The 22,325-nt window shown below is 70.8% G+C and carries 22 protein-coding genes; 7 read left to right on the forward strand and 15 right to left on the reverse strand.

What is annotated here, in order from left to right; genetic code table 11:
- Window positions 1-94: 94 nt before the first annotated feature.
- Both ACZ3IG_RS30655 and ACZ3IG_RS30660 read right to left on the reverse strand, forming a co-directional pair.
- Window positions 95-760, reverse strand: coding sequence for a response regulator (locus ACZ3IG_RS30655; protein ID WP_467436122.1), 666 nt, complete (start codon window positions 758-760; stop codon window positions 95-97).
- Window positions 757-1,995 carry a sensor histidine kinase gene (locus ACZ3IG_RS30660; RefSeq protein WP_467436123.1) on the reverse strand — a complete coding sequence of 413 codons (1,239 nt, stop codon included), beginning with the start codon at window positions 1,993-1,995 and terminating at the stop codon, window positions 757-759. Before ACZ3IG_RS30660 ends, ACZ3IG_RS30655 begins: the two co-directional genes overlap by 4 nt.
- Window positions 1,996-2,089: 94 nt before the next feature.
- On the opposite strand from ACZ3IG_RS30660, the gene ACZ3IG_RS30665 reads away from it, so the two are divergent.
- The gene (locus tag ACZ3IG_RS30665) at window positions 2,090-2,653 is read left to right on the forward strand and encodes a GNAT family N-acetyltransferase (RefSeq protein WP_467436125.1); all 564 of its coding nucleotides are present in this window, start codon (window positions 2,090-2,092) and stop codon (window positions 2,651-2,653) included.
- Between the two features lie 2 nt (window positions 2,654-2,655).
- On the opposite strand, the gene ACZ3IG_RS30670 is transcribed toward ACZ3IG_RS30665, so the two are convergent.
- The 6 genes from ACZ3IG_RS30670 to ACZ3IG_RS30695 all read right to left on the reverse strand — a co-directional run bounded on the left by ACZ3IG_RS30670 (window position 2,656) and on the right by ACZ3IG_RS30695 (window position 9,743).
- Complete coding sequence (locus ACZ3IG_RS30670; RefSeq protein ID WP_467436126.1) at window positions 2,656-4,074, reverse strand: type IV secretory system conjugative DNA transfer family protein; 1,419 nt, start codon at window positions 4,072-4,074, stop codon at window positions 2,656-2,658.
- Between the two features lie 12 nt (window positions 4,075-4,086).
- On the reverse strand, window positions 4,087-5,499 hold the full coding sequence (locus ACZ3IG_RS30675) for an ATP-binding protein (protein WP_403537765.1): 1,413 nt from the start codon (window positions 5,497-5,499) through the stop codon (window positions 4,087-4,089).
- A 12-nt stretch (window positions 5,500-5,511) separates the two neighbouring features.
- On the reverse strand, window positions 5,512-7,071 hold the full coding sequence (locus tag ACZ3IG_RS30680; protein ID WP_467436128.1) for an SCO6880 family protein: 1,560 nt from the start codon (window positions 7,069-7,071) through the stop codon (window positions 5,512-5,514).
- Complete coding sequence (locus ACZ3IG_RS30685) at window positions 7,068-8,420, reverse strand: hypothetical protein (protein WP_467436129.1); 1,353 nt, start codon at window positions 8,418-8,420, stop codon at window positions 7,068-7,070. The genes ACZ3IG_RS30680 and ACZ3IG_RS30685 overlap by 4 nt, the downstream gene beginning before the upstream one ends.
- Window positions 8,410-9,210, reverse strand: a complete 801-nt coding sequence (locus ACZ3IG_RS30690) for a DUF8175 domain-containg protein (RefSeq protein ID WP_467436131.1) — start codon at window positions 9,208-9,210, stop codon at window positions 8,410-8,412. The genes ACZ3IG_RS30685 and ACZ3IG_RS30690 overlap by 11 nt, the downstream gene beginning before the upstream one ends.
- Window positions 9,211-9,434: 224 nt before the next feature.
- Window positions 9,435-9,743, reverse strand: coding sequence for a hypothetical protein (locus ACZ3IG_RS30695; RefSeq protein WP_215169250.1), 309 nt, complete (start codon window positions 9,741-9,743; stop codon window positions 9,435-9,437).
- Between the two features lie 484 nt (window positions 9,744-10,227).
- Between ACZ3IG_RS30695 and ACZ3IG_RS30700 the strand changes: the two genes are divergently transcribed.
- A complete protein-coding gene (locus tag ACZ3IG_RS30700) occupies window positions 10,228-11,247 on the forward strand; it encodes a bifunctional lytic transglycosylase/C40 family peptidase (protein WP_467436132.1) in 1,020 nt (339 codons plus the stop codon).
- A 223-nt stretch (window positions 11,248-11,470) separates the two neighbouring features.
- Window positions 11,471-12,187, forward strand: coding sequence for a phosphatase PAP2 family protein (locus ACZ3IG_RS30705; RefSeq protein WP_403537758.1), 717 nt, complete (start codon window positions 11,471-11,473; stop codon window positions 12,185-12,187).
- A 3-nt stretch (window positions 12,188-12,190) separates the two neighbouring features.
- Here ACZ3IG_RS30705 and ACZ3IG_RS30710 read toward each other — a convergent pair whose 3' ends face one another.
- On the reverse strand, window positions 12,191-13,783 hold the full coding sequence (locus ACZ3IG_RS30710) for an FAD-binding oxidoreductase (protein ID WP_467436134.1): 1,593 nt from the start codon (window positions 13,781-13,783) through the stop codon (window positions 12,191-12,193).
- 99 nt (window positions 13,784-13,882) lie between these two features.
- The gene (locus tag ACZ3IG_RS30715; RefSeq protein ID WP_467436135.1) at window positions 13,883-14,065 is read right to left on the reverse strand and encodes a hypothetical protein; all 183 of its coding nucleotides are present in this window, start codon (window positions 14,063-14,065) and stop codon (window positions 13,883-13,885) included.
- Window positions 14,066-14,141: 76 nt separating this feature from the next.
- Between ACZ3IG_RS30715 and ACZ3IG_RS30720 the strand changes: the two genes are divergently transcribed.
- Together ACZ3IG_RS30720 and ACZ3IG_RS30725 are read left to right on the forward strand one after the other, a co-directional pair.
- The gene (locus ACZ3IG_RS30720) at window positions 14,142-15,008 is read left to right on the forward strand and encodes an SCO4651 family lipoprotein (protein WP_467436137.1); all 867 of its coding nucleotides are present in this window, start codon (window positions 14,142-14,144) and stop codon (window positions 15,006-15,008) included.
- Window positions 15,009-15,079: 71 nt separating this feature from the next.
- Entirely contained in the window at window positions 15,080-15,265 is a 186-nt protein-coding gene (locus ACZ3IG_RS30725) for a hypothetical protein (protein WP_467436138.1), read from the forward strand.
- Between the two features lie 3 nt (window positions 15,266-15,268).
- Here ACZ3IG_RS30725 and ACZ3IG_RS30730 read toward each other — a convergent pair whose 3' ends face one another.
- The gene (locus tag ACZ3IG_RS30730; RefSeq protein ID WP_467436139.1) at window positions 15,269-15,628 is read right to left on the reverse strand and encodes a metal-sensitive transcriptional regulator; all 360 of its coding nucleotides are present in this window, start codon (window positions 15,626-15,628) and stop codon (window positions 15,269-15,271) included.
- A gap of 239 nt (window positions 15,629-15,867) precedes the next feature.
- On the opposite strand from ACZ3IG_RS30730, the gene ACZ3IG_RS30735 reads away from it, so the two are divergent.
- Window positions 15,868-16,488 (forward strand): DUF47 domain-containing protein, encoded by a 621-nt coding sequence (locus tag ACZ3IG_RS30735; protein ID WP_189421789.1) that lies wholly within the window; start codon window positions 15,868-15,870, stop codon window positions 16,486-16,488.
- Window positions 16,489-16,497: 9 nt separating this feature from the next.
- A complete protein-coding gene (locus ACZ3IG_RS30740) occupies window positions 16,498-17,496 on the forward strand; it encodes an inorganic phosphate transporter (protein ID WP_467436141.1) in 999 nt (332 codons plus the stop codon).
- Between the two features lie 516 nt (window positions 17,497-18,012).
- Here ACZ3IG_RS30740 and pstB read toward each other — a convergent pair.
- The 4 genes from pstB to pstS all read right to left on the reverse strand — a co-directional run bounded on the left by pstB (window position 18,013) and on the right by pstS (window position 22,160).
- Window positions 18,013-18,789, reverse strand: a complete 777-nt coding sequence (gene pstB / locus ACZ3IG_RS30745; RefSeq protein ID WP_403537747.1) for a phosphate ABC transporter ATP-binding protein PstB — start codon at window positions 18,787-18,789, stop codon at window positions 18,013-18,015.
- A 33-nt stretch (window positions 18,790-18,822) separates the two neighbouring features.
- A complete protein-coding gene (gene pstA, locus ACZ3IG_RS30750) occupies window positions 18,823-19,893 on the reverse strand; it encodes a phosphate ABC transporter permease PstA (RefSeq protein ID WP_467436143.1) in 1,071 nt (356 codons plus the stop codon).
- A complete protein-coding gene (pstC, locus tag ACZ3IG_RS30755; protein ID WP_467436144.1) occupies window positions 19,890-20,894 on the reverse strand; it encodes a phosphate ABC transporter permease subunit PstC in 1,005 nt (334 codons plus the stop codon). Before pstC ends, pstA begins: the two co-directional genes overlap by 4 nt.
- A gap of 138 nt (window positions 20,895-21,032) precedes the next feature.
- Window positions 21,033-22,160, reverse strand: a complete 1,128-nt coding sequence (pstS, locus tag ACZ3IG_RS30760) for a phosphate ABC transporter substrate-binding protein PstS (protein ID WP_467436145.1) — start codon at window positions 22,158-22,160, stop codon at window positions 21,033-21,035.
- Window positions 22,161-22,325: the final 165 nt, after the last annotated feature.

Here is a 22,325-nt window from a genome sequence, read left to right on the forward strand (position 1 = left end):
GCAGGGGGGACCCTGTGGGAGAGTAGGACGCCGCCGAACAATTTTTGGAATAGAGGGGAACCCCCGCACCTTTCGGTGCGGGGGTTTTCTGCGTTCAGGACGGGTTCACCAGGCCCGTGTCGTAGGCCAGGATCACCGCCTGGACGCGGTCTCTTGAGCCGGTCTTGGCGAGGACGCGGCCGACGTGGGTTTTCACCGTGGATTCCGCCAGGTGGAGCCGGGCCGCTATTTCCGTGTTGGTCCAGCCCTGGCCGATGACGGTGAGGATTTCCCGTTCGCGGTCCGTGAGGGGGGCCAGGCGGGGGTCGGGGGTGGTGGGTGCCGCTGTGGGTGCCGGCAGGTGGTGGACGTAGGTGTCGAGGAGGCGGCGGGTCAGGCTGGGGGCCACCACGGCGTCGCCGGAGGCCACCGCCCGTATGCCGGAGAGGAGTTCCTCCGGCTGGGCGTCCTTGACCAGGAAGCCGGAGGCGCCGGCGCGGAGGCCGGAGTAGGCGTACTCGTCCAGGTCGAACGTGGTGAGGATGAGCACCCGGGTGCGGTCGCCGGCGGTGGTGATGCGGCGGGTCGCCTCGATGCCGTCCAGGCCGGGCATGCGGACGTCCATGAGGACCACGTCGGGGTGGAGTTCCGTGGTCATGCGGACGGCCTCGGTGCCGTCGGCCGCCTCGCCGAGGACTGCCATGTCGTCCTGGCTCTCCAGCAGCATCCGGAAGCCGAAGCGCTGGAGGGGCTGGTCGTCGGCGATGAGGACGGTGGTCACTGCGGGTTCTCCTCCGGGAGGTACAGACGGACGCGCCACCCGTGGTCGGGGGCGGGGCGGGGGCCGGCCTCAAGTGTGCCGCCGTACAGGGCCGTTCGCTCGCGCATGCCGGGCAGGCCGCGGCCGTCGGCGGGGGCGTCGGGAGGGGCGCCGCGGCCGGTGTCGGTGACGGTGAGGGTGACGGCGCCGCCTTCCTCGTAGGAGAGGTCTATGTGGGAGGTGGCGTCGGGGCCGGCGTGTTTGAGGGTGTTGGTGAGGGATTCCTGGATCACGCGGTAGAGGGCCAGTTGGCGGCCGGGGGCGAGGGCGGGGCGGCCGCGGACGGTCGTGCGGACCGGGAGGCCGGCCTTGCGGACGCCGGTGATCAGGCGGTCGAGGTCGGTGAGGCTGGGCTGGGGGGTCAGTTCGGCGGTCCGGGCGGCCGTGTCGTCCTCGCGGAGGACGTCCAGGAGGTGGCGGAGTTCGCCGAGGGCCTCGCGGCTCGTGGTGCCGATGGCGTCCAGGGCCTGGGCGGCCCGGTCGGGGGACTTGGCGGCGGCGTAGCGGCCGCCGTCGGCGAGGCCGGTGATGACGGAGAGGTGGTGGCCGATGATGTCGTGCATCTCGCGGGCGATCCGGGCGCGTTCGGCGGCGGCGGCGAGCCGGGCCTGCTGGTCGCGTTCGGTCTCCAGGCGGCGGGCGCGGTCCTCCAGGGCCTCGGTGTAGTCGCGGCGGGTGCGGATCGTGACGCCGATCAGGGCGGCCGCGGCGATCGCCGTCACCTGGGAGCCGACCTGCTGGCTCCAGGTGCCCTCGCCATGGCGGAGGACGGAGAGGCAGACCGGGGCGGTGACCAGCGCCGTCGCCCACCACAGGTTGCGCAGGGGCCGGCGCAGGGCGAGGTGGTAGACGAGGAGCAGTTGCATCTGGGTGGCCTGGAGGGACGTGCCCGCCCAGGCGTTGACGACGGCGAAGGGAGCGATGACGAGCAGGGCGGCCCGGGGGTGGGTGCGGCGGCGGAGCAGGGGGACGGAGAGGCCCAGGCTCAGGGTGAGGACGAGCGAGGCGGGAGCGTCGGGATTCAGGGCGATGTTGCGCCAGCCCTCGCTCATGAAGTCGATCAGAGCGGCCATCACCCAGAAGCCCGTCAGGAGCAGGTCCCACACCAGGGGGTGGCGCCGGTCGAAGGCACGGACGCGGCCGTTGATCCGCTGGACGTACTCGGTGAGGGGCTCGGCCGGGCGTTCTTCCGTCACGGCACCATGGTGGCGGGTCCGGTCGGCCGGGGCGTCCGGCTGGGGGACGTATATGGGATGAGGAACGTAGTACCGGGGTATTACCGTGACCCGCATGACTGCCTCGCCCCCTGGGGACTACGTGATCCGTCCGGTCCGTGCCGACGAATGGACGGCCGTGCGGGAGCTGGCGCTGCGGATGCTGCGGGATCCGGTGGCGCACCTGGCGTTCCTGGACACGTACGAGGAGGCCGTGAAGCGGCCGGACTCCTTCTGGCAGGAGCGGGCGGCCGGGGGCGCGGAGGGCTCGGAGCGGGTGCGGCAGGTCATCGCCGAGGGGCCGGGCGGGGCCTGGCTCGGGACGGTGACCGCGCTGATCGAGGAGGCCGGGACCACGGACTGGGCAGGGTTTCCCGTCGAGCGGCGGCAGGGGCATCTCGTCGGGGTGTACGTGCGGCCCGAGTGGCGGGGGAGCGGGCTGACCAAGGCGCTGTTCGCCGCCGCGCTGGACTGGGCGTGGGGGCGCGGGGTGGAGCGGATGCGGCTCATCGTGAACGAGGACAACGGGCGGGCGCGGGGGCTGTACCGGAAGCTGGGGTTCGAGGAGAGCGGGCGGGTGATTCCGCTGGCCGGCGCTCCCGGGCAGAACGAACTGGAGTACGTGCTCGACGGGCGCTGAGGTCAGACCGGCAGGTTGTCGTGGGGCCAGCGGGCGCGGGCCTGTTCGGGGGACCGGAGCAGGGCCAGGGTCGGCAGGCCCCGGTCCGCCCCGGTGGCGAGCAGCTCCGGTAGTCGGGGAAGCGGAGCCACCGCGGCGACGTCGTCGAGGACGAGCGTCAGTGGTGGGTCGAGCCGACCGGAGGATGACCGTTCGGCCATGCGCCGGCCGTGCTCGACCACGCTGGAGACGAGGGCCGTCAGGAGGGGCATGGCCCCGGGGGCCGTCCTGGGGTCCTCGATGGGTTCACCTACCACGTAAAGGGTTCCCCCTTCGTGGATGAAGGAATCCAGGGCGAGCGTGTCGGTTCGGTGGGGAGTGCAGCTCTCGCGGATGTTGAGCGTGGAGAGGGCGGCCAGGGCACGGTTGGTCAACTGGTGGGCCATGTCGCGGCGGTCGGGGTGCGCGGTGAGCGCGGCTTCCAGCTCGCCGGCGGTGCCGGGGGCGGCCTTCGGGTTCGTACGGAGGACGCGGACGGCGTCCTGGACCTGGGTGCCCTGGGACCAGCGGTGGACGTGGCGGACGGTGCGGGCGTCCACGGCCGCGGCGTGCAGGTAGCTGCGCAGGAGGGTTTCCGCGGTGTCGGTGATCGCCTGGTCCAGGCGGGCGGTGGGGCGTACGGGGGCGAGGAGGGCGGTGGCGCGGGCGGTGGCTGTCTGCTTGTCCTCGCAGCCGGTGGTGGGGGACCAGTGGAGGCGGGACGGGGTGTCGCAGCGGTGGGTGGGGTCGTAGAGGTGGACGGGGCCGAGTTTGGCTCGGGCGTCCTTTGTTTCCTGCCAGAGGGCGGGGGACGAGGTGAGGACGAGGGCGGGGCCCTCCGCGTCCGCGAGGGCCCGGGTCGCGGTGGTGTGGTGGGCTTGCCTCTGGCCGTAGTGGACCGCGCCTTCGGTGCGGGAGGTTTCCCACTCGCCCACCCGTTTGCCGTCGGCGGCAGAGGGTGAGGGCTCTTCCGGTGCGGGCGTCTCCTGTCGCGGTGCCGGGACCTCGTGGGGCGGGGGCGGGGGCGGTGTCTCGCGGCGCCGCCGCCGTACGGCCTTCCACCGGGCCAGCGTGCCCAGGACGAAGACCGTCAGCACCACCAGGATCATCAGCTGGCCGATGAACAGGCCCCAGAAGAGGCCGGGGCCGGAGAGGCCGGCGGCGGGGACGCCGGACCAGGCGCCGGGGAGGTCGTCGGGGTGGGTGATCAGGTGGCGCATGGCCAGGGGGGTGCGGGTGAAGGAGAGGCCCTGCGGCCAGGCGCCGTGGGCGAACAGGGCGGACAGGCCCGTCGCCGTCCACACCAGGACGGTCATGCCGAGGAGGAAGCCGAGGATGCCGAGCAGCAGGCCGTCGGGGATGCCGCCGCTGTGGCCGCCGGGCCGTCGGTCGTCGGGTCTCATCGGTCCCTCCCGTTAGGCGACCGTCGATTCGGACGAGTCGCCGAGGTGCTGTTCCACGAAGGCCGCCGCCCGCTCCTCGGCCTCCAGTTCGGCGGCGTGCAGGGCGTCGTCGGCGAAGTCGGCGGAGGACTCGGTCATCGCGCGGTCCGTGAAGACCAGGGGGCGTTCGGTCTCGGTGACCAGGTGTTTGACGACCTGGACGTTGCCGTTGACGTCCCAGACGGCGATGCCGGGGGTGAGCGTCGGGATGATTTCCACGGCCCAGCGGGGGAGGCCCAGGACGCGGCCGGTGGCGCGGGCCTCGTCGGCTTTCTGGGCGTAGATCGTCCTGGTCGACGCCATCTTCAGGATCGCCGCCGCCTCCTTCGCCGCCGCGCCGTCGACCACGTCGGAGAGGTGGTGGACGACCGCCACGAAGGACAGGCCGAGCCGGCGGCCGAACTTCAGCAGGCGCTGGAAGAGCTGGGCGACGAACGGGCTGTTGATGATGTGCCAGGCCTCTTCGACCAGGAAGATGCGCTTCTTGCGGTCGGGTCGGATCCAGGTGTGTTCCAGCCACACGCCGACGATCGCCATCAGGATCGGCATGGCGATGGAGTTGCGGTCGATGTGGGAGAGGTCGAAGACGATCAGGGGCGCGTCCAGGTCGATGCCGACGGTCGTCGGGCCGTCGAACATGCCGCGCAGGTCGCCGTCGACCAGGCGGTCCAGGACCAGGGCGACGTCCAGGCCCCAGGCGCGTACGTCGTCTATGGCGACGTTCATCGCCTCGGCGGATTCGGGCTCGGGGTGGCGCAGCTGCTCGACGATGTCGGAGAGGACCGGCTGGCGTTCGACGATCGTCTCGTTGACGTAGGCGTGGGCGACCTTCAGGGCGAAGCCGGAGCGCTCGTCGAGGCCGTGGCCCATCGCGACCTCGATGATCGTGCGGAGCAGCGCCAGCTGGCCCGTGGTGGTGATCGCGGGGTCGAGGGGGTTGAGCCGGATGCCCTGGTCGAGCGCGGCCATCGGGTCCAGGCGGATGGGAGTTATGCCCAGCTCCTGGGCGATGAGGTTCCATTCGCCGGCGCCGTCCTCGCCCTGTGCGTCCAGGACGACGACCTGGCGGTCCTTGAAGCGGAGCTGGCGCAGGACGTACGTCTTCTCCAGGGCCGACTTGCCGTTGCCGGACTCGCCGAGGACCAGCCAGTGCGGGGCCGGGAGCTGCTGGCCGTAGAGCTGGAAGGGGTCGTAGATGTAGCCCTTGCCGGAGTAGACCTCGCGGCCGATGATCACGCCTGAGTCGCCGAGGCCGGGGGCCGCGGTGGGGAGGTAGACGGCCTGGGCCTGGCCCGTGGAGGTGCGGACGGGGAGGCGGGTCGTCTCGACCTTCCCGAAGAGGAAGGACGTGAAGGCTTCGGTGAGGACGGTCAGCGGATCCCGCATCAGGCTCAGCCCCTACCTTCGGATGCCGGTGGCGAACGGAAGCGTGTTCACGAAGGCGCGGTGGTGCTCTCGGTCGCACCATTCCAGTTTCAGGTACGACTTGCCGGCCGACGCCCTGATCGTCCGCTTGTCGCGGGCGAGGGCCTCGGGGTTGCGTGAGGAGACGGTGATGTAGCCGACCAGGTTGACGCCGGCGGCGCCGCTGGCGAGGTCCTCGCCGCGCTGGTCGAGGCGGTCGTGGGCGGCCATGTCGCGCGGGTCGACCGTGCGGTTCATCTTGGCGGCGCGGGACTGCTCGGCCACGTCGTTGGTCTTCTCGGTCAGCATGCGTTCGATGGCGACCTCGGTGGGTTCGAGGTCCATGGTGACGGCGACCGTGCGGATGACGTCCGGGGTGTGGACCAGGAGGGGCGCGAGGAAGTTGACGCCGACGGGGGTCATCGGCCACTCCTTCACCCAGGCGGTGGCGTGGCACCAGGGGGCGCGGGTGGCCGACTCGCGGGTCTTGGCCTGGAGGTACGTGGGCTCCATGGCGTCCAGCTCGGCCGGCCAGGCGTTGCGCTGGGTCATCGCCTGGATGTGGTCGATGGGGTGGTCCGGGTCGTACATGGAGTGGATGAGGGAGGCGAGCCGGCCCTGCCCGAGGGGCTGGCGGACGCGGATGTCGGCCTCCTGGAGGCGCGAGCAGATGTCGGTCAGCTCGCGGGCCATGACGACGGCGAGACCGGCGTCGCGGTCCAGCCTGCGGCCGCCCTGGGGGCGGGTGGCGCGGGCCATGGCGTGGGCCTCGGCGGCCAGCTCGCGGGTGTAGTGCATGCAGGCGACGAGGTAGGCGCGGTGCTGCTCGCTGCTGGTGGACACCATCGACTGCAGCTGGTCGTAGGACTGCTGGAGCCAGGGCAGGGCCTTTTCGTCGCCGCGCTGGGCGACGTCCTTGGCGTGCGCGTCGGGGTCGGCGGGCAGGGTGCGGGCCAGCATCTGGAGGCGGGTGACGAAGCCGTCGCCGTTGGCCACGTGCTTGAGCAGCGTGCCGAAGCGGTCGACCAGGGCCTCCTGGTCCTCGGAGTCGCGCAGGCCGACGCCGGGGCCCTCGATCTCGATCGCCGCGGTGACCGTCTTGCGGTCGGCGTGCAGCAGTACGGCGATCTCGTCGGGGCCGAAGGGGGCGGCGAGCCAGGTGATGCGGCCGATGCCGGGGGGCGGGCCGATCTCGACCTCGCGGCCGTCGAGGCGGGTGCCGGCCTCGACGGCGCCGGAACGGTACGTCGTGCCCTTGCGCAGCGTCCGCTTGTAGCTGCGGTTGATCTCGAACCACTTGTAGAACGTGCGGTGCTTGTACGGCACGTAGACCGCGGCCAGCGCGAGCATCGGGAAGCCGGCCAGCAGCACGATGCGCAGGGAGAGGACGGGGACGAGCAGCCCGCACATCATGCCGAGGAAGGCGCCGACGACGATCAGCGCGATCTCGCCGGTCTCGCGGTTGCGGCCGACGATCGCGTTCGGCCGGGCGCGGCCGATGAGATACGTACGGCGGGGCGTGACCGGATGGGACACGTGGGACTCGGTCGTCAACGCCCGTCACCTCCTGTGCTCTTGCTGTTGCGGGTGTTGCTGGAGTGGGGGCTGTTCATCGGGCTGCCGGAGCGCGGCGCGGGCGCGGCGGAGGGGACGGTTCCGCCGCCGCCGTTCGAGGCGCGGGTGCTGTGCGCGGCGACGCCGCCGGAGGCGGGGTTGGCGGGGCGGGGGCCGGACGCGGACTGGCCGCCGCCTCCGCCGTCGCCGTTGTTGCGGGTGCTGTGGGTTCTGATGCCCTGGGCGACGAGGTTGGCCGGGGAGCTGATGACGGCGGCGGCCTTGTTCTCGGCGCCTCGCATCAGGCGGTTGTTGCGGGAGCCGGCGATCTCGTCGCCGAAGCCGGGGACGAAGCGGTAGATCATCGCGGAGGCGAAGATGGCCAGCAGGATGATGGCGAGGCCGGAGACGACGGCGGAGAAGGCGTCCGGTCCGTCGTCGGCGGAGAGCGCGCCGGCCAGGCCGAGGACGATGACGATGACCGGCTTGACCAGGATCACGGCGATCATGATTCCGGCCCAGCGGCGGACGTGGCCCCACAGGTTCTTGTCGACGAGGCCGGCGTAGACGACGGTGCCGAGCAGGGCGCCGACGTAGAGCAGGGCGGCGCGGATGACCAGTTCCAGCCAGAGGACGCCGGCGGCGAGGATCGACACCAGGGAGACCACGATCAGCATGATCGGGCCGCCGCCGATGTCCTCGCCCTTCTCCAGGGCGCCGGAGAAGGTGCCGAAGAACGTGTCCGTCTGGTCGCCGGTGGCCTGGGCGAGCACCTCCGTGACGCCGTCGGTGGCCGAGACGACCGTGTAGAGGATCAGCGGCGTGAAGGCCGAGGCGAGGACGGTCAGCCACAGGAAGCCGACGGCCTCGGACAGGGCGGTGGTCAGCGGGACGCCGCGCACGGCGCGCTTGGCGACCGCCAGCAGCCACAGGACCAGGGTGAGGATGGTCGAGGCGGCGAAGACCACGGCGTACTGCTGGAGGAACTTGGGGTTGGTGAAGTCGACGTCGGCGGTGTCCTTCACCGCCTCGCTGAGTTTGTCGACGGTCCAGGCGGCTGCTTCGGCGCAGCCCTTGGCGAGGGAGGAGAGGGGGTCGGCGGTGGTGCTGACGTCGAGGGAGGGGGCGGAGCCGTCGCTGGTCCCGTTGCCCTCCTCGCACAGATCCTTGGCCTGGCCGGAGACTTTGCTGCAGTCGAACGACGACGACGGCGACGGGGATGCCGAGGGACTGCCGGACGGATCGGGCGTGGGCGCGGCGGCGGTGCGGGTCGCCAGCAGGACGACCGCGGTCTGTACGGCCGTCAGCGCTCCGGCCAGCGTGAGCGCACGACGCGGGTTACCGGGCATACGTGAACCCTCCGTACTCCTCGATGGCCTTGCTGATCTCTTCGGACGTGGCGGCCCTGTCGTCGCCGGGGACCGGGGCGGGGCCGTCCTTCTGCGTGTCCTTGACGATCTTCCAGTCGCCGTCCGTCCAGCGCAGGTCGAAGGTCCAGGTCTTCCACGACGAGGTGATGGGGTTGGTGGTCTTCTCCGCCGAGGTTCCGAGCAGCCCCATGTACCAGACGGCGACCCGGGCGTCGCCGTCGCCGTACGTCTCGACGGAGGTGCCCAGTGGTGTGACGCGGGAGACGAAGGTGCTTCCCTTCGGTGCCTCGCCGTCGGCGTTCAGCCCCAGCCTGGCGAGGAAGCCGGCCGAGTACGCGGCGTCCATCGGCCCCTTCAGCGCGGCCGCCGCGTCCGGGGTGTACAGGGCGTCGACGATCTCGTGCCGGGTGTCCTTGGTGAACATGCCGGTCGAGCCGAGGGTGACCGCGTAGTTGGCGGCGGCGCTCTGCGCGCCCTGTTCGTCGTGGGCGAAGCCCGACCGGACCGGCTGCTTCCCGGTGGGGGCGGTCGCCGCGGCGGCGGGCTTGTCGGCGGATTCCGCAGAGGTCGCGGAATCGTCTCCTCCACGGTTCGCGAAGGCGATCGCGGCGATCAGGACGACCACCACGCCGACCACCGTGACCAGGCTCCGCGAGGAGGACCGGCCGCCCCTGCGCGGGGAGCCGTAGGGGTCGCCGTCGCCTTCGGGCAGGCGGGTGCGGGTGCCGCCGTAACCGCCGGAGGACTGGTGCTCGTCTCCGAGACTCATGCCGCGTACGCCCCCTCGACGTCGTGCGGAACCGGGTGCCCGTAACCCGTGCCGTAGTAGTACGACGGTAGCCGCACTGGTTCCCGCGCGGGCGCGGTGTGGTGACTCGACATCAGGGTGACGCAACCTCAGCCGGGGGGCACGACGGGCGGGTGGTGGTTGGGGAGGAAGGGAACGGGAGGCCGGCGTGCCCGCGGACCGGCGGGCTGTCGGACGGTGGCCGGCTACACGGCCATGCCGTAGACGATGGTGAAGAGCGTGCCGAGCGATCCGATGATGAAGACGCCCGTCAGGCCGGCGATGATGAGGCCCTTGCCCTGCTCCGCGCTGAAGGTGTCACGCAGCGCGGTGGCGCCGATGCGCTGCTTGGCGGCGCCCCAGATGGCGATGCCGAGACAGAGCAGGATGGCGACCGCCATGACGACCTGGACCATCGTCTTCGCCTCGGTCCCCAGCGCCCCGAAGGGGCCCCAGTCGGGAGCGATCCCGCCGATGATGGTGTTGATGTCTCCCTTGTCGGCCGCAAAGAACATGTAAGTCACCGCCCCTGGTGGGTAGTTCCGCATCCTCTGCGGTCGTGCAGAGGTCACGCCTCATTGTCGCCGACAATGCCGCCGTCGTATGTCGACTTGGCGTCATTGATTGGCGGGTTTTGTACGAACAGCTTGCCACCGGTTCACGCCGGGCGCTCAGGGAGGCGTGGAGTCCGGGGGCGAGCAGTCACATGGTCACTCTGTGTATCACGGCAGGTCACGCCGGGCAATCAGGCTGAAGCGGAACCTGTCGTGTGGTTTCGTCGTTGGGCACTTCTACGGTTCGTCAGGTCCGAGGGGTGGCCGGGCCGTCGGGCGAGCGGGTGAGCGGATCCACTCGTTCCGTGGGCGAAGGCTACCTCTGTTGTGTGAGCGGCTTCGGCGCGGAGGAGGGGGCCGGCGCGGGACTGTCAAGACGTCAGGTCGGCCGGTTCGCGGCCGAATAACGCCACTCTTGCCGGAAAGAGTGCTGAACAGCGCCTGTATGGGGCAAGGTTGGGCCGTGCGAAAAGTGTGGGTGATCGGTGGCGCGGCGGTCGGGCTCGGTATGGGCTTCGTCATGCTGCTCGTCGTCGGCGTGTACATGGCCGCCGGGAGCCTGGCGGGCGGCGTGAGCGGCGGGGCGAAGAATCTGGCCAAGGGGGCGGTGCCCGCCGCGTACGAGGCGTTGGTGGCCAAGGCGGGCCGGTCCTGCGAGGCGATCAACCCGGCCCTGCTGGCCGCGCAGCTCTACCAGGAGAGCGGCTTCAACCCCAAGGCGCGGAGCGCGGCGGCGGCGCAGGGGATAGCGCAGTTCATCCCCGGCACCTGGGCGACGCACGGCGTCGACGGGGACGGCGACGGGGACCGGGACGTGTGGGACCCGGCCGACGCGATCCCGTCGGCCGCCGCCTACGACTGCTCCCTCGCGTCGTACGTGAAGAGCGTTCCCGGAAATTTGACCGAAAACATGCTGGCCGCCTACAACGCCGGCCCTGACGCGGTGATCCGGTACCAGGGTGTGCCCCCGTACGCGGAGACGCAGAACTACGTCAAGCGGATCACGACGCTCGCGGAGAGCTTCGCCGCGCCCGAGACCCGGGTCGACCCCACCGAGCAGGCCGCCGGAGCCATCACCTACGCCCAGGACAAGCTCGGCACGCCCTACCTCTGGGGCGGCAACGGCACCGCTGACCAGGGCGGACGCTTCGACTGCTCGGGTCTGACCAAGGCCGCGTACGCGTCGGTGGGGATCACGCTGCCACGCGTCGCCAACGACCAGTACAACGCCGGACCGCACCCCTCCCGGGACGAGCTGCTCCCCGGCGATCTGGTGTTCTTCTCGGACGATCTGACCAATTCGCGAGCCATCCGGCATGTCGGGATCTATGTCGGCGGCGGACAGATGATCAACGCGCCTTATACGGGTGCCGTGATCCGGTTCGACCCGATCGACACCCCGGACTACTTCGGGGCCACCCGGGTGACCGAGGATGGCGCGAAAGCGCTCCCCGGAAACGCCTGAACGGACCGTGAACCCTTCCCCTGAGCTGCGACGATGCATCTCTCTTCGATAACGTCTCCGTGATCATTTCGTGGATTGTGGAACGGAACGCCGAGGGCCGTGCGTTCCTGTTGGCGTAGATGTGCGAGCCGGCGGACGCCCAGCGGATCTACCACCACGGGGGTGGCAGGAGAGGCGCGCGCAAAAGACGTGCCGGAGAACATGACGAAGGGGCCGCAGCATTATGGCTGGACTCGCCGATTCCGGGTCGAACCCCGACGTCGACCTGCTCTACGACATCAACGGCCTGGCCAAGGACGCGCCGCACTGGTTCGACCGGGTCATGGAGTTCACCGGTGAGTACGGGCTGCTCTTCGCCATCCTCGCGCTCGTGCTGTGGTGCTGGTGGGGCGTACGGCGCCGGGGCGGCGAGGACGCGGCCCCCGCGGTGGCCGCGCTGGTCTGGGCGCCGCTCGCGGCCGGCATAGCCGTGCTGGTCAACGTGCCGATCCGGGGCTTCGTGGAGCGGCCCCGGCCGTTCAAGGACCACCAGGGCCTGGAAGTCCTCGTCGACGGCAAGAACGACTTCTCCTTCGTCAGCGACCACGCCACCCTCGTCATGGCGATGGCCGTCGCCCTGTTCGTCGCCCGCCGCAAGTTCGGCGTCGTGGCGATCGTGCTGGCGCTGCTCGGCGGGTTCTGCCGGGTCTACATGGGCGTGCACTACCCGACCGACGTCGTCGGCGGCTTCGCGCTCGGCACCGCGGTGGCCCTGCTGCTCTCGCCGGTGGCCATGGCCCTGCTGACCCCGCTGGCCCGGGCGATCGAGCGCTCCCCGCGCGTGGGGTGGCTGATCAGCGCGCGGGGGCGATCCGCGTCCGGGACACGGGACGCCGTGATCCCCGGCGCGCGCACGGAGCGGGAGTCCGCGGAGGCGGGCGAGCGGGACCTCGCGGCCTGACGGTCACAGGGCCTGCGGCCAGGTGAACAGGCGGTCCGGGTCGTACCGCCGCTTCACCTTCGCCAGCCGGGGCGCGGCGTCCCCGTAGTACGCCGTCCGCCAGTCCGTCAGGTCCGGGTCGGGGTAGTTCTGGTAGGCGGCTCCCGAGGCGTACGGCCGCAGGGCGGCGTGGGAGGCGGCCAGCCAGGACCGGCCGACGGCGCCGCTCTCGCCGGCCGGCCAGGAGACCAGGTACTGGGCGAGCGTCCGGGAACGGCGGTGCACGAAGGCGGTGGCCGTCGGGGAGACCCGGTTGACCGCCCCGCCGAGCGCCGTGAACGCGACGGTGCCGGTGCCGCCGCGCACCGAGCGCACCTGGGAGAGCAGGGTGCTGATCCCGGCCGCCGGCAGCGAGCGGTCGAAGAAGTCCGAGCGGGCCGCGTACGTCTCCCGCCCCAGGGCCCCCTCCGGGGAGCGGCCCGGGACCGTGCCGGGCAGGTGGCACCGGGCGTCGGAGGCGAAGGACGCGCAGCCGGCGTACGCCTCCATCGTCTCCTCGTACGTGTGCCGGTTCAGGGAGACACCGCTCGCCGGGGCGCCGATCCGGTCGGCGAGGCGGTCGACGGCGTTCTGGAGTTCGCCGTAGGTGCCCAGCGAGAAGGCGGAGACGGCGACGGTGGGGGTGGCGCCGTCCACGCTTTCGAGGTGCAGGGACGACCAGATCTCGTCGGGCTGGTCCGGCCCCCACTCCTGCCAGGCGCCGACCACCTCCGCGGCCCTCGCCCAGGGCCAGGTCAGGTACGCGGTGACGCCCTGGGGCGCGGCGTGCGTACGGAAGCGCAGTTCCGTCACGACGCCGAAGTTGCCGTTGCCCGCGCCGCGCAGCGCCCAGAACAGGTCGGGGTGCTCGTCGGCGTCGGCGGTGAGCTGCTCGCCGGCGGCCGTGATCAGGGTGGCGCCGGTCAGGCTGTCGCAGGTCAGGCCGTAGGCGCGGGAGACGACGCCGTGGCCGCCGCCGAGGGTGAGGCCGCCGATGCCGACGGTGGGACAGGAGCCGGCGGGGACGGTGACGCCCTTGGCGGCCAGCGCACGGTACACGTCGATCAGCCGGGCGCCGGCGCCGGCGACGGCCTCGCCGCCCGAGGCGCGGACGCCGTTCAGCTCCGCGACGTCGATGACCAGGCGGTCGTCGCCGGAGGACCAGCCCGCGTAGGAGTGGCCGCCGCCCCGGATCGCCGGGCGGACCCCGTGGGCGCGGGCGTACGCCAGGGCGGTGCGGATGTCGTAGGCGTGGGCGACGTAGGCGACGGCGGCGGGCCGCAGGCTGTCGAAGCGGGTGTTGTAGAGCTGCCGCGCGGGTTCCCAGTCGGCGTCACCGGGCCGGACCAGGGTGCCGTCGAGGGAGCGGGCGAGGGCGTTCCAGTCGGCGGGGGCGGGACTGTGCCCCGGGGAGGCCGTGCCCGACGGGCCGCTGTTCTTGCCGCCGCCCGACCCGCCGCCCGATCCACTGCCACTGCCACTGCCACTGCCACTGCCGTTGCCGTCGGTGTCGCACGCGGACGTGGCCGTCACCGTGAGGCCGGCGGCGGCGCCGCCGAGGAAGGTACGCCGGTCCATGGGTCCTCGGTCTCCTCGGTCTCCTCGATCCCCTGGGGGCTCGTGGAGCGAGACGGGGAGGAGGAGACGGAGGTTCCCCCGGCGACGTGATCCGGCCGTTCAGGAACCGACGTGCTTGCTCGCGTCCGTCCGCGCCAGGCTTCTCGCCCGGCGGGCCGGTCCGCGCCAGCCGCAGGAGCAGCGGGCCGAACAGAAGGGTCCCTGTTCGACCGTGGTCGTCCGGTGTTCCGCAGCGGAATCGGGGAGGTCCCGGGGGGCGTCAAGGCCGTCCTGCTGTGCCACGGCGACCACGTTACCGGGGTCACCCGCACGTCGTTAACCGGCATGACGGGCGGCCCGGGACGGGGGTAGGCAGGCGATGGCCAGGAGGCAGGGACGGCAGCAGCGGCGACTGGGCGCGGCCGGAGCCGTGGCGGGCGTCGTGGCCTGCGTCGGGCTGGGCGCCGGCGGCTGTTCCGACACCGCCGCCGTCGCGCCCGAGGCCCGCTTCGGCGACCCGGTCCGGACCCTGCGCGGCGCGGCCGACCGGCTGACGGAGTCCGGCAGCGCCAAGGCGCGCACGTCGATGCAGATGGCCAGCGGCGGCACCCGGGTCACCGTCCGGGGCGAGGGCGTCTACGACTTCGCCGGGCGGCGCGGGCGGCTGAAGGTACGGCTGCCGCAGGACGCGGCCGGCACCAGCGACCGCCGGCCCATCACCGAACTGCTGGTTCCCGGCGCGCTCTTCATGAAGAACCGGGGCGCCGGCGTCCCCGCCGGCAAATGGGTCCGGGTGGAGACCGCGAGCCTGTCCGACGGCAATCTGGTGACCGGCGGCGCCACCGATCCGCTCACCGCCACGGAGGTGCTGCGCGGTACCCACGAGGCGGTGTACCTCGGGCGGACGGCGGTCGCGGGAACCCCGGTGCACCACTACCGGGGGACCGCCGACCTGGCGCGGGCCGCCGAGCGCGCCGAGGGCAGCGCGCGCACCTCGCTGCGCGCGGCGGCGAAAGGGTTCGCCACCGTCCGGGTGCCCTTCGACGCCTACCTCGACGACCGGGGCCGGGTCCGCAAGGTCCGGCACCGGTTCGGTTTCGTCAACGGGCAGCGGGACGGCACCGTCGCGGTGGCCTCGACGACGCTGCTGTACGACTTCGGCGCCCCCGTCACCGTACGGCTGCCGGACGAGGACGACATCTACGCCGGCAAGATCGCCGAGGAGCCCGCTGTCAAGCAGGACTAGCCCGTCCGTGCCATGCGCGGTGTGTGGAGCGCTCCCTACTCTAGGAATCCGGTACTGGCAGGGACGAGGTGATGCGCGTGGCTCCGGTCGGCGGTACGGCGGTTCAGGACCACGTGGCCCTCGCCGAGATCGAACTGTGCGGAGACCTGATCATCGCGGCGTCCGCGGCCGGGGAACGGCTCAGCCTGGAGAGCATCGACGAGGTGCTGCGGGTGGCCGAGGAGCGAGAACGCGCCAGGCGGGCCGCCGAGCGCTGACCCTCAGGTCCGCAGCAGCCGCCCGATCGCCTTCGTGGCCTCCTCCACCTTGGCGTCGATCTCGGCGCCGCCCTTGAGGGCCGCGTCCGCGACGCAGTGGCGCAGGTGCTCCTCCAGGAGCTGGAGGGCGAAGGACTGGAGGGCCTTGGTGGAGGCGGAGACCTGGGTGAGTATGTCGATGCAGTAGACGTCCTCGTCGACCATCCGCTGCAGGCCGCGGATCTGCCCCTCGATCCGGCGCAGCCGCTTGAGGTGCTCGTCCTTCTGGTGGTGGTAGCCGTGCACCCCGCGGTCGTGGTCGGTCACGATGTCCGTTTCCGCCTCGGTCGAGGGCGCTCCGGCACCGGCCTGTGTGGTCGTCATCGCGTCCTCCTGTGAGACAGATCGCCTACATATACCCCTGGTGGGTATATGGTAACGAATTTCCCTGGGTATGGGGCCCTTGGCCCATGCGGTGCGCGACGTCCGGAAACAGGCCCCGGGTCGCCCCCCTGCTCATCACTGTGCCTGATGGGCGACACTGGGGGACGGCCCGTTAGCCGTGGCCGGATGATGCGCCTAGCATCAGCCTGACCGAAACCGATGCATACCGAGGACCCCACGTGCGCTTTCGTCTGACCCCCAGGGAGACGAGCTTCTATGACATGTTTGCCGCGTCCGCGGACAACATCGTCACGGGCTCGAAACTCCTGATGGAACTGCTCGGGGCGGACGCATCCGCCCGGGCCGAGATCGCAGAGCGTATGCGGGCCGCGGAACACGCCGGTGACGATGCGACGCACGCGATCTTCCACCAGCTGAACTCCTCGTTCATCACGCCGTTCGACCGTGAGGACATCTACACCCTCGCGTCGTCCCTCGACGACATCATGGACTTCATGGAGGAGGCCGTCGACCTCGTCGTCCTCTACAACGTGGAGGAACTGCCCAAGGGCGTCGAGCAGCAGATCGAGGTGCTGGCCCGGGCCGCCGAGCTGACCGCCGAGGCCATGCCGAACCTGCGCACGATGGACAACCTCACCGAGTACTGGATCGAGGTCAACCGGCTGGAGAACCAGGCCGACCAGATCCACCGCAAGCTGCTGGCCCACCTCTTCAACGGCAAGTACGACGCGATCGAGGTGCTGAAGCTGAAGCAGATCGTGGACGTCCTGGAAGAGGCGGCCGACGCATTCGAGCACGTGGCGAACACGGTGGAGACCATCGCGGTCAAGGAGTCCTGAGCGCACGCCATGGACACCTTCGCTCTGATCGTGACCGTCGCGGTCGCGCTTTTCTTCACCTACACCAACGGCTTCCACGACTCGGCCAACGCGATCGCCACATCGGTGTCGACGCGGGCGCTGACGCCCCGCGCCGCGCTCGCGATGGCGGCCGTGATGAACCTCGCCGGCGCGTTCCTCGGTTCCGGGGTCGCCAAGACCGTCAGCGAGGGCCTGATCGAGACGCCCGAGGGCTCGACGGGGATGGGCATCCTCTTCGCCGCGCTGATCGGCGCGATCGTCTGGAACCTCGTCACCTGGTACTTCGGCCTGCCCTCCTCCTCCTCGCACGCGCTGTTCGGCGGGATGGTGGGCGCGGCGCTGGCCGGCGGCACCAAGGTGTACTGGGGCGGGGTCGTCGACAAGATCATCCTGCCCATGTTCATCTCGCCGGTGGTCGGCCTGGTCATCGGCTATCTGGTCATGACCGCGATCATGTGGCTGTTCCGGCGGTCCAACCCGCACAAGGCGAAGCGCGGGTTCCGTATCGCGCAGACGGTGTCGGCGGCGGGCATGGCCCTCGGCCACGGCCTCCAGGACGCGCAGAAGACGATGGGCATCGTGGTGATGGCGCTGGTCATCGCCGACGTCGAGGACTACGGCGACCCGATCCCGATCTGGGTGAAGATCGTCTGCGCGCTGATGCTGTCGCTGGGGACGTACGCCGGTGGCTGGCGGATCATGCGGACGCTGGGCCGGAAGATCATCGAACTCGACCCGCCGCAGGGGTTCGCGGCGGAGACGACCGGGGCGTCGATCATGTTCGCCACGTCGTTCCTCTTTCACGCGCCGATCTCCACGACGCATGTCATCACCTCGTCGATCATGGGGGTGGGGGCGACGAAGCGGGTGAACGCGGTGCGGTGGGGCGTGGCGAAGAACATCGTGCTGGGGTGGTTCATCACGATGCCGGCTGCGGCGGTGGTGGCCGCGTTGTCGTTCTGGGTCGTTCAGCTGGCGTTTCTCTGACGTGACGCGGCGCGACGCGGGGGTGGGTGGCGCAACCCGGCGCTGACGGGGCGCCGCCGCGCCCACCCGTGCCGCCCCAGGCGGCACGAATGCCCGCGGTTACGCGGCCTGCGCAGCCCGCGCGAGTGAGCGGCCCCGCGTCCCGCGCGAGTGAGCGGGTCCCCGATGCCGCGCCGGCGGCATGGGGACGTACTCGCACGCGCGTACGGTGCGCAGGGGCCGGGGTGGGGGGTGTCCGCCCGCAGCGGTTGGCGCGTCAACCCGCCGCACCCCCGTAAGTGACCGATTCCGCGCCGTTCCGAGGACGGACACCCCCCACCCCGGCCCCGGCCCACCCGCACCGGAGTGGGCGCTACGCGCACCCCCACCGAACCCGCACAGGCGCCGCAGGCACTCGCAGGCACCCGCAGGCACTCGCGGGCATACGGCAATGGGCCCGCCCCCGGGAGCCAGGGGCGGGCCCGTTCCTCGCGGTGGCACCGCCATGCAGCACCGCGAGGGATCAGAGGGGCAGGCTCAGCCGAAGCGGCCGGAGATGTAGTCCTCCGTGGCCTGCACCGACGGGTTGGAGAAGATCCGCTCCGTCTCGTCGATCTCGATGAGCTTGCCGGGCTGGCCGACGGCCGCCAGGTTGAAGAACGCCGTACGGTCCGAGACGCGCGCCGCCTGCTGCATGTTGTGCGTCACGATGACGATCGTGAAGCGCTCCTTCAGCTCACCGATCAGGTCCTCGATGGCGAGGGTGGAGATCGGGTCGAGGGCCGAGCAGGGCTCGTCCATCAGCAGCACGTTCGGCTCGACCGCGATCGCCCGCGCGATGCACAGCCGCTGCTGCTGGCCGCCCGACAGACCGGAGCCCGGCTTGTTCAGGCGGTCCTTGACCTCGTTCCAGAGGTTCGCGCCCTTGAGGGACTTCTCGACGATGTCGTCCATCTCGGACTTCTTGTACCGGCCGTTGAGCCGCAGGCCGGCCGCCACGTTGTCGTAGACGGACATGGTCGGGAACGGGTTCGGGCGCTGGAAGACCATGCCGACCTCACGCCGCACCGCCACCGGGTCGATCCCGGCGCCGTACAGGTTCTCGTCGTCGAGCATGACCTTGCCGTCGACCCGGCCGCCCGGCGTCACCTCGTGCATGCGGTTGAGCGTGCGCAGGAACGTGGACTTGCCGCAGCCGGAGGGGCCGATGAAGGCCGTCACCGAGCGGGGTTCGACGGTCATCGAGATGTCCTCGATGGCCAGGAAGGAGCCGTAGTAGGCGTTGAGGCCGCTGACATCGATGCGCTTGGCCATGTGAATCACTGCTTCTTTCGGGTCGGGAGGGCCTTAGCGACCGGTCTTGGGGGCCTTCCAGCGGGCGATGCCGCGGGCCACCAGGTTGAGGATCATGATGAACGCGATGAGCGTCAGGGCCGCCGCCCAGGCACGGTTGACCGAGTGCTCGGAACCGGCGCTGTACTGCAGATAGATGTACATCGGCAGCGATTCCTGCGCGTCCTTGAACGGGTTCGTGTTGATGAAGTCCGAGCCCCAGACCAGCAGCAGCACGGGGGCGGTCTCACCGGTGATGCGGGCGATGGCCAGCATGATGCCGGTGGTGATGCCGCCGATGGAGGTCGGCAGGACCACCTTGAGGATCGTGCGCCACTTCGGGACACCCAGGGCCAGGGACGCCTCGCGCAGCTCGTTCGGGACGAGCTTCAGCATCTCCTCGGTGGAGCGGACGACGACCGGGATCATCAGGATGGTCAGCGCCATCGAACCGGCGAAGCCGGACGGACCCATGTCCAGGATCAGGACCCACAGGCTGAGGATGAACAGACCCGCGACGATCGACGGGATGCCCGTCATGACGTCGACGAAGAAGGTGACGGCCTGCGCGAGCCGGCCGCGGCCGTACTCGACCAGGTAGATCGCGGTCAGCACGCCGACCGGCACGGAGATCACGGCGGCCAGGCCGACCTGCTCCGCGGTGCCGAGGATGGCGTGGTAGATGCCGCCGCCGGGCTCGAAGTCGCCGATGACGCCCATCGAGTGGCTGAGGAAGTACCCGTCGAGGACCTTGACGCCGCGCTTGACGGTCGTCCAGACCAGGGAGGCCAGCGGGATGACCGCCAGGAGGAAGGCGACCCAGACGAGACTGGTCGCCACCCGGTCCTTGGCCTGGCGCCCGCCCTCGACCTTGGCGGAGACGCCGTAGGTGCCGAGGACGAAGAGGACCGCGGCGATCAGCGCCCACTGGATGGAGCTGTCCAGGCCGGCCGCGAAGCTGATGCCGAGGCCCAGCACGACCGCGACCGCGGCGACCGCCCACGCGAACCACTTGGGCAGGGTCGCGCCGCGCAGCGAACTCGGCGGACGCTGGCCGGGCTTTTCGGTGAGAGTGGCGTTGCTCATGCGTTGGCCCCCGAGTACTCCTTGCGGCGGGCGATGATCATGCGGGCCGCGCCGTTGACCAGCAAGGTGATGACGAAGAGGACGAGACCGGAGGCGATCAGCGCGTCGCGGCCCATCGGGGTGGCCTCGTTGAACTTGCTGGCGATGTTCTGCGCGAACGTGCCGCCGCCCGGGTCGAGCAGGCTGGCGGTGATGTCGAAGGTCGGGGAGAGGACCATGGCCACGGCCATCGTCTCGCCGAGCGCGCGGCCGAGGCCGAGCATCGAGGCGGAGATGACGCCGGAGCGCGCGAAGGGCAGCACCGACATGCGGATGACCTCCCAGCGCGTGGCGCCGAGGGCCAGCGCGGCCTCCTCGTGCATGCGCGGGACCTGCCGGAAGACCTCACGGCTCACGTTGGTGACGATCGGCAGGATCATGATCGCGAGCAGGATGCCCACGGTCAGCAGCGAGCGCGGCGCGCCGTCGTTCCATTCGAGGACGCCGGTCCAGCCGAGGTACTCGTCCAGCCAGCCGTAGAGCCCGACCAGGTGCGGTACGAGGACGAGGGCGCCCCACAGGCCGTAGACGATGGACGGCACGGCGGCGAGCAGGTCGATCACGTAGGCGATCGTGCCGCCGAGCTTGCGCGGCGCGTAATGGGTGATGAACAGCGCGATGCCCACCGCGACCGGGACCGCGATGGCCATGGCGATGACCGACGACACGATGGTGCCGAAGGCCAGGACCGCGATGCCGAACTTCGGCGGCACGCCGGTGGGGTTCCACTCGAAGGTGGTGAAGAAGTTGGCTTCGTCGTTGCCGATCGCGTTCGCGGCGCGGTAGGTCAGGAACGCCGCGATGGCGGCCATCAGGACCAGGACGAAGATGCCGGAGCCACGGGAGAGGCCGAGGAAGATCCGGTCTCCGGGGCGGGTGGCGCCACGGGCGGCCCGCTTCTGGTCGGCTTCGGTCGGCTGGGGGCTCGGTGGGGCTGCGGGATTCTGTGTCGATATGTCCATCGGGTTCTCCGGTCTGCGGAGCCGTCGTGGGGGACGGCCCGGACGGAGCCGCCCGCGTCTCGGGGGGCTCCTGGCGGCGGTGCACCGGACGGTGCGGTCAGGTCCCCCCGAGGTACGGGGGACCTGACCGCACTCGGGTCAGCTCAGGCCCGAGATGGTGTCGCGGACCTTGGTGATGATCTCGTCGGGCATCGGGGCGTAGCCGGCCTCCGCCAGCAGGCCCTGACCGTCCTCGGAGGCGATGTAGTTGAGGAACGCCTTGGTCGCGGGCAGGGTCTCCGCCTTGTTGCCCTTGTCGCAGACGATCTCGTACGTGACCAGGGTGAGCGGGTAGGCGCCCGCGGCGGACGGCGTGTAGTCCAGCTCCAGCGCCATGTCCTTGCCGGTGCCGACGACCTTGGCGGCGCCGATGGCGGCGGTCGCGTTCTCGACGGTGGCCTTGACCGGCTCGGCGGCCTCGGTCTTGATGTCGACCGTCTTGATGCCGCCCTCGGCGTAGGACAGCTCGAAGTAGGAGATGGCACCGGAGGTCTGCGTCACCTGCTGCGCGAGGCCGGAGGAGCCGGAGGCGGACTGGCCGCCCTTGGCCTCCCAGGACTTGCCCGGCTCGTAGCTCCAGTCGTCGGGAGCGGCGGCCTTGAGGTACTTGGTGAAGTTGTCCGTGGTGCCGGACTCGTCCGAGCGGTGGAACGCCTGGATCTTCAGGTCGGGAAGCTTGGCGTCGGGGTTGAGCTTGGCGATCGCCTCGTCGTTCCAGTTGGTGATCTTGCTGTCGAAGATCTGGGCGAGGGTGGCCGCGTCCAGGGTGAGCGCGTCGACACCGGGAACGTTGAAGCCCACGGCGATCGGGCCGCCGACCATGGGCAGGTCGATGGCCTGACCGTTGGAGCAGACCTTCTTGGAGGCCGTGATCTCCTCGGGCTTCAGCGCGGAGTCCGAACCGGCGAACGCGGTCTGACCCTGGGTGAACGCGGTGATGCCGGCGCCCGAACCCGTCGGGTTGTAGTTGATCTGCACGCTCTTGCACGCCGCGGCGAACTGCTTCATCCAGGCGTCGATCGCGTTCTTCTGGGCGGAGGAGCCGGACGCCTGCAGCTGGCCCGAGGCGTCGCCGCAGTCGATGTTGCCGGCCTTGGCGCTCGCCGACGTGTCGCCGCTGCCGGTGTCACCGGTTTCGTCGGAGCCGCACGCCGTGAGGGCCAGGGCGCCGGAGACGGCGAGAGCACCGAGAGCGAGGGCCCGCCGGTTCATGCGCTGAAGCTTCACTTGAGGAAAGTCCTTCCTGGAGCCGCCGTCCTGATTCGGCGGCGTGCGAAGACTGGTGCTGGGGACTGGATATGCAAACTCGGGGTGATACGAACGCGTTTTCCAGGTGCGCCCCGTATCGGGTAAGGCCGAAATTAGGCAGAACAGGTGAAGGCGCCGATGGCC

Source organism: Streptomyces sp. NPDC016677 (assembly GCF_055562815.1).